This is a genomic window from uncultured Maricaulis sp., assembly GCF_963976135.1.
Classification (GTDB): Bacteria; Pseudomonadota; Alphaproteobacteria; order Caulobacterales; family Maricaulaceae; genus Maricaulis.
This window is the reverse complement of the sequence record NZ_CAXBKN010000144.1, coordinates 1-4,573: the sequence shown is the minus strand read 5'-3', so window position 1 is coordinate 4,573 and position 4,573 is coordinate 1. Positions and strand designations below refer to the sequence as shown.

Annotated in this window: 3 protein-coding genes and 1 tRNA gene; 1 reads left to right on the top strand and 3 read right to left on the bottom strand. The window is 63.9% G+C overall.

Annotated elements, in window-relative coordinates:
- Nucleotides 1–52: 52 nt before the first annotated feature.
- A tRNA-Gly gene (locus tag AAC023_RS13675) sits at nt 53–126 on the bottom strand.
- Between the two features lie 175 nt (nt 127–301).
- On the opposite strand from AAC023_RS13675, the gene AAC023_RS13670 reads away from it, so the two are divergent.
- Nucleotides 302–2,206 (top strand): cation:proton antiporter, encoded by a 1,905-nt coding sequence (locus tag AAC023_RS13670; protein WP_339741750.1) that lies wholly within the window; start codon nt 302–304, stop codon nt 2,204–2,206.
- A 24-nt stretch (nt 2,207–2,230) separates the two neighbouring features.
- Here AAC023_RS13670 and AAC023_RS13665 read toward each other — a convergent pair whose 3' ends face one another.
- A complete protein-coding gene (locus AAC023_RS13665) occupies nt 2,231–3,691 on the bottom strand; it encodes a sodium:solute symporter family protein (protein WP_339741749.1) in 1,461 nt (486 codons plus the stop codon).
- Nucleotides 3,692–4,144: 453 nt separating this feature from the next.
- On the bottom strand, nt 4,145–4,573 hold a 429-nt coding region (locus AAC023_RS13660), incomplete at its 5' end, for a GIY-YIG nuclease family protein (protein WP_339741748.1).

The window sequence follows — 4,573 nt, the reverse complement described above, 5'->3', positions numbered from 1 at the left end:
CTCGTTCTAGCGTTGGGCCTGCCCAGCCGAAGCTCGCGCAGCGAGCGAAGGCTGGAGCGGGTAGTCGGGATCGAACCGGCATCCTCAGCTTGGAAGGCTGCTGCACTACCATTGTGCTATACCCGCGCCAGAACTGAACCGTTTAGCCGTTTCGGTTGCGGGCGTCGAGACTCAGTGCAGCACCAATTGCACAGCGAATGCCCCACCGCAGCGCCGGCAATCCCGGATCAATGACCGTGACCGCATCACGGCTTGCCGCTAGTGTGCCCGCCAGCACGCATCACGCTGCAACGGGGATATCATGACCGGATTTTTGCTGCTCGCCTTCACCTTCCTGATTGCCGGGGTGATTGCGGTGCCGATTGCCTCGCGGCTCGGGCTGGGCTCGGTGCTGGGCTATCTGGTCGCCGGTATCGCGCTGGGCCCCCTGCTCGGCGCGCTGGGTGTCGACGTCGTCTCGATCCAGCATTTTGCCGAATTCGGCGTCGTGATGATGCTCTTCCTGGTTGGTCTCGAACTGGAGCCGAAACTGCTCTGGAAAATGCGCGACCGCCTGCTCGGGCTGGGCGGGCTGCAGGTGATTGGCACGCTGGGCGGGGTGATGGCGATCGGGATCGGTTTCGGCCTGCCCTGGCAGACAGCGCTGTCGGTCGGCATGGTGTTGTCGCTCTCCTCGACCGCCATCGTGCTGCAAACGCTCAATGAGAAAGGCCTGGCGCGCAGCGATGGCGGCCGCGCCAGTTTCTCCGTCCTGTTATTCCAGGACATTGCGGTCATCCCGATGCTCGCCCTGATCCCGCTGCTGGCCCTGCCCGATCTGGTGGCCGGCGGCCACGCCGCCGAAGCGGCCGGCGCCCATGGCGAGGGCACCGGCTTTGACCTCAATCTCGTCGACGGACTGGGCGGCTGGCAACGCGCGCTGGTGACGCTGGCCGCCATTGCCGCCGTGATCGGGATCGGCGCCTATCTGACCCGCCCGATCTTCCGCTATATCGCCCGGGCGAAGATGCGCGAGCTGTTCACCGCCGCCGCCCTGATGATCGTGATCGGCATCGCCCTGCTGATGACGCTGGTCGGCCTGTCGCCGGCGCTGGGCACTTTCCTCGCCGGTGTCGTGCTGGCCAATAGCGAATACCGGCACGAGCTGGAATCCGATATCGACCCTTTCCGCGGCCTTCTGCTCGGCCTCTTCTTCATGACGGTCGGCGCCGGCATCAATTTCGCGCTACTGGCCGATAACCCGGTCGGTATTCTCGGTGCCGTTGCCGGGCTGATCGCGCTGAAAGCCGGCGTGCTCTGGGTACTGGCCCGAATATTCGGGCTTGAAGGCTCGGACCGCTGGCTGTTTGCGCTCGGGCTGGCCCAGGCCGGCGAGTTCGGCTTCGTCCTGCTGGCCTTCACCATCGCCAATGGCGTCATCCCCGACGCCCTCGCCGCGCCGCTCTCGCTGATCGTGGCGCTCTCCATGCTGCTCACCCCGGCGCTTTTCATCCTGCTCGACAAGGTGATCATGCCGCATTATCTGGCGCGCTCGACGCGGCCCGATGATCCGATCGAGCCCGATGGCAAGATCATCATTGCCGGCCATGGCCGCTTTGGCGGCATCATCAACCGCATGCTCTCCTCGGCCGGCCACGCGACCACCGTGATCGACTACAGTTCCGAGCATCTCGAGGCCCTGCGCGCCTTCGGCTTCCAGGTCCATTTCGGCGACGCCACCCGGCCCGACCTGCTGCAGGCGGCCGGCATTGCCGAGGCCAAGCTGCTCATCATCGCCATCGACGACAAGGCGAAGATTACCGAGCTGGTGCGCTATGCCCTGCACACCTATCCCGACCTGCACGTGCTGGCGCGGGCCATAGACCGTGATCATGTCTATGAGCTCTGGGCCGCCGGCTGCCGCGATATCGTGCGCGAAACCTATGACAGCTCGATTCGCGCCGGCCGCTCGGCGCTGCAGGCGCTCGGCCAGAGCCGGACCCGCGCAACGCGCTATGCCAATGAATTTGAACGGATGGACCGCGCCTCGATGATCGAGCTCGCCGACCTCTACCGCCTCGACACCCCCGCCCATCTCAACGCCCCCTATGTCGCCAAGGTCAAGGAGATCCGCGAGGAGTGGGAACGCCAATTGCGCGGCAATCTGGAGGCTGCCGAAGCGGAGGAAGATGAGGCCGCGGCGGGCGGCGAGACAATATCGGGCTGAGGTCCGCCCCGAACGGCAAGCGGGTCAGACCGTGGCGGTTCGCGGTTTCAAGGGCGGGACCAGGCTGCCGGCGATCATGCCGACAATTGCCATGAACAGCCCGGCCAGCTGCGGCGGCACCAGCATCGAGGCGTCATTGGCCATCATCTGCAGGTTGAGCGCTTCCAGCACCGCCCAGGTCGTCACGCCAAGGGTAATCGAGACCAGCGCGCCCAAATTGGTCGCCCGCTTCCAGTAGACGCCAAAGGCCAGCGGCACGAAGGCGCCGCACAGCGTGACGAGATAGGCATTCTCGACCATTTCGAAAATGCTCAGTCCCGCCGAGGTGCTCAGATAGGCATAGCCCAGCACCACGAGACCAAACACGAAGACGCAGGCCCGCAGCGTCCAGAGCAATTGCTTGTCATCGAGATTGAACGCGTCCTTGAAGATATTCTCGGCAAGAATCGCCGACGGTGCCAGGAGCGTGCCCGATGCCGTCGACATGATGGCCGAGAGCAGCGCGCCGAAGAAGACGACCTGGATCGGCATCGGCACGTCATTGAGGATGAATTCGGGCAGGATGCGCTGCGGATCGCCGCCCTCGGCCATATTGACCGTCAGCAGGCCCGGATCGAGCAGGGTCGCGCCATAGGCGATGAAGATCGGGACGAAACAGAAGGCGATGTAGAATGTGCCGCCGATCACCGTCCCGCGCACCGCGGTTTTCTCGTCCCTGGCCGACATCACGCGCTGGAACACGTCCTGCTGCGGAATGGAGCCCAGCGCCAGGGTCACAAACGTGCCGATGAAGGCCAGGATCGCCGCCAGATTGAGCTCGGGCCAGAAATCGAACTTGTTGTTGGCGGCGGCGTGATCGATGACTTCCATATAGCCGCCATCGAGACGGTCCGCGACCAGCCAGGCGACCGTGAGCAGCCCGCCGAGGATGATCATCATCTGCAGGAAATCCATGATCGCCACCGACCACATGCCGCCGAAAATCGTATACAGCATGACCACGGTCAGCCCGATCACCATGCCGAGCTCGAACGAGACCGCTTCCTGTGAAATCAGGTGGATCGTCAGTCCCAGGGCCACGATCTGGGCCGAAACCCAGCCGAGATAGCTGATGCAGATGGCAATCGAGATCAGGACTTCAACGGTTCTGCCAAACCGGTTGCGGTAGAAATCACCAATCGTCAGCAGCTTCATCCGGTAGAGCCGGGCGGCGAAGAACAGCCCGACGAAGATCAGGCACAAGCCGGCACCGAACGGATCAGCGACTATGCCGCCCAGCCCCTCCTCCATGAAGGTTGCCGGCATGCCGAGAACGGCTTCCGAGCCGAACCAGGTCGCGAACACCGTGGCGATGGTGATGTAGATCGGCAGCGAGCGGCCCGCGAGCACATAGTCCGTCGAACTGCGCACCCGCGAGGCCGCGTGCAGGCCGATGCCGATCGAGACGATCATGTAGAGAACGACAAAGAGGGTCAAAGTGCTCATGAACAGCCCCAATCATCACCGGCAAGACGGCCCTGCCGAAGGCGAGAATCGCAGCAGAAATCTGGCGGGATAATGCTGATCCGGCAATCGGTTTTCGATGTGCGCGGCACCGCGGCGATGCAGGCCCGTCGCTTGCCTCGGCGACGCCGGGACAAGCCGCCGGGCCGAAACGGCATTTGGCGGGTCAGCAAAGGCCTGGCCGGGCTGTGCATGCCAGAGCAGACCGGCCGTCAAAATCACCGCGGTGGTCATCCACGCCATCCGGGCCGGCTTCTCGCCGCCCCGCCCCGATCTTGTCCGCAAGCGCCGCCGCATCACCCCCCTTGCCGAGCCCTGACCCGCCGGTCACGCTGGAGGAAAGGCGCAGCATGGACCAGTGGCTGTGTCGGCCTGGCCTGGGCGGTCAGAGATGCCGGTGCGCAAAGACGCGGCCGGAGCCGGAGGCCCTCAGCCCTACCAAAGCCGTTTGCCTGCAAAGGAATGGCCGGAGCCGGACTTCAAGTAACGTTCAAACGCGAAGGCCCGCGCCCGTTCCGAAAACGCGAGATACGTCACCAGCCTCCAGGGCCGATATTTCGAGGTGTGCAGTGATTTGCCGGCATTGTGGGCAGCGAGCCGACGCTTGAGATCGGCAGTCGCGCCAATATAGCGCTTGCCCCTGCAAGCCAGACTCTCGAGCAGATAGACATAATGCATCGCCGGCGCGTCCGGTAAACTACCTATACGAGTATATTGTAATAACACGCGCCCGTCCATGCGTGTTGCGCAAAGAGTCGAGATCAAAAGCTGGCTGGAAGAAACGTCGGCGCAGCCCTCCTTCGCCCCAAGTGCGCGCTGCGGGTGGCTTGCCACCCGAAGCCCGCAGGGCGGATAGAGCTTGTG